Raw genomic sequence first — 2,281 nt, 5'->3', positions numbered from 1 at the left:
TTAAGAAAAAGTTTTAAAAACTTTATTAAAAAGGTCTTGTCAGAATAAAAAAGGGTTGTATGTTTGCGCCCGTTCAAAACGGGATAATGTTTTGTTAAGTTCGTTGAGATTTGGTTTAATTTTTTTCTAGAATTTTTTTAAAAAATAAATCAAAAAAAACTTTGTAGAAATAAAAAGGGTTGTATATTTGCACCCGCTTAGAGAAACAAAGCATAGTTCATAAAAATAGTAGTAATGGTTTAGGGTGTTTTAAGAAGCATTTATGGGGTTCGATTCCTTATTTACGATCTATAATTAATAGCGATGAAGATTGCTTTATTGATTAAGAAAGTTCATAGACATATTGATTGACAGCGCGTAATTAGACTATAGTATTATAGTTTATTACAGAGAATAAAGACTAGAGACATATTGAGATACGATTATAATTCCGTTGTATTGTTTTGAATAATATTTAAAGACAAACGATGAAGAGTTTGATCCTGGCTCAGGATGAACGCTAGCGGCAGGCTTAACACATGCAAGTCGAGGGGTAACATAGTTGCTTGCAACTGATGACGACCGGCGCACGGGTGCGTAACGCGTATAGTACCTACCTTATAGTAAGGGATAGCCCAGAGAAATTTGGATTAATACCTTATAGTATCTTAAGTGAGCCTTCACTAAGGATTAAAGATTTATCGCTATAAGATGGCTATGCGTTCTATTAGCTAGTTGGTATGGTAACGGCATACCAAGGCTACGATAGATAGGGGTCCTGAGAGGGAGATCCCCCACACTGGTACTGAGACACGGACCAGACTCCTACGGGAGGCAGCAGTGAGGAATATTGGACAATGGAGGCAACTCTGATCCAGCCATGCCGCGTGTAGGAAGACTGCCCTATGGGTTGTAAACTACTTTTATAGAGGAAGAAACCATTTCACGTGTGAAATGCTGACGGTACTCTACGAATAAGGATCGGCTAACTCCGTGCCAGCAGCCGCGGTAATACGGAGGATCCAAGCGTTATCCGGAATCATTGGGTTTAAAGGGTCCGTAGGCGGTTTAGTAAGTCAGTGGTGAAAGTTTTCGGCTCAACCGGAAAATTGCCATTGATACTGCAAGACTTGAATTATTGTGAAGTGGTTAGAATGTGTAGTGTAGCGGTGAAATGCATAGATATTACACAGAATACCGATTGCGAAGGCAGATCACTAACAATTAATTGACGCTAAGGGACGAAAGCGTGGGTAGCGAACAGGATTAGATACCCTGGTAGTCCACGCCGTAAACGATGGTTACTAGCTGTTCGGACTTCGGTCTGAGTGGCTAAGCGAAAGTGATAAGTAACCCACCTGGGGAGTACGTTCGCAAGAATGAAACTCAAAGGAATTGACGGGGGCCCGCACAAGCGGTGGAGCATGTGGTTTAATTCGATGATACGCGAGGAACCTTACCAGGGCTTAAATGTAGATTGACAGGTTTAGAGATAGACTTTTCTTCGGACAATTTACAAGGTGCTGCATGGTTGTCGTCAGCTCGTGCCGTGAGGTGTCAGGTTAAGTCCTATAACGAGCGCAACCCCTGTTGTTAGTTGCCAGCGAGTCATGTCGGGAACTCTAGCAAGACTGCCGGTGCAAACCGCGAGGAAGGTGGGGATGACGTCAAATCATCACGGCCCTTACGTCCTGGGCCACACACGTGCTACAATGGCCGGTACAGAGAGCAGCCACTATGTGAATAGGAGCGAATCTATAAAGCCGGTCACAGTTCGGATCGGAGTCTGCAACTCGACTCCGTGAAGCTGGAATCGCTAGTAATCGGATATCAGCCATGATCCGGTGAATACGTTCCCGGGCCTTGTACACACCGCCCGTCAAGCCATGGAAGCTGGGAGTACCTGAAGTCCGTCACCGTTTAGGAGCGGCCTAGGGTAAAACTGGTAACTGGGGCTAAGTCGTAACAAGGTAGCCGTACCGGAAGGTGCGGCTGGAACACCTCCTTTCTAGAGATTTTCTATTTTATATAGGAAACGATGAAATGATACGATGGAATGTATCTTAGTTGTTTTTAGTCTTTATGCTGTTAATTAATTATTTAGTTGTTAGTTTTTGGTTGTTAGTTGATTGTTTTCAACGATCAACAATTAACCACCAACACACAACTATGAAGAAGTCTCATAGCTCAGCTGGTTAGAGCGCTACACTGATAATGTAGAGGTCGGCAGTTCGAGTCTGCCTGAGACTACAAGTCGAAAGACAGACAAGAAGTTTATCCTGAGTTTATCGAAGGGAGTCTG

General features: G+C 43.3%; 1 tRNA gene and 1 rRNA gene. Both read left to right on the top strand.

Annotated features, from left to right (window positions below):
• The first annotated feature begins 464 nt into the window (after positions 1-464).
• Positions 465-1,987: ribosomal RNA gene (locus DK441_RS00035) — 16S ribosomal RNA — on the top strand.
• A gap of 168 nt (positions 1,988-2,155) precedes the next feature.
• Positions 2,156-2,229 (top strand) — tRNA-Ile (locus tag DK441_RS00030).
• The last annotated feature ends 52 nt before the right edge of the window (positions 2,230-2,281 follow it).

Source organism: Aquimarina sp. AU58 (assembly GCF_900312745.1).
Taxonomy (GTDB): Bacteria; Bacteroidota; Bacteroidia; order Flavobacteriales; family Flavobacteriaceae; genus Aquimarina; species Aquimarina spinulae.
This window is presented reverse-complemented; position numbering and strand designations above follow the sequence as displayed.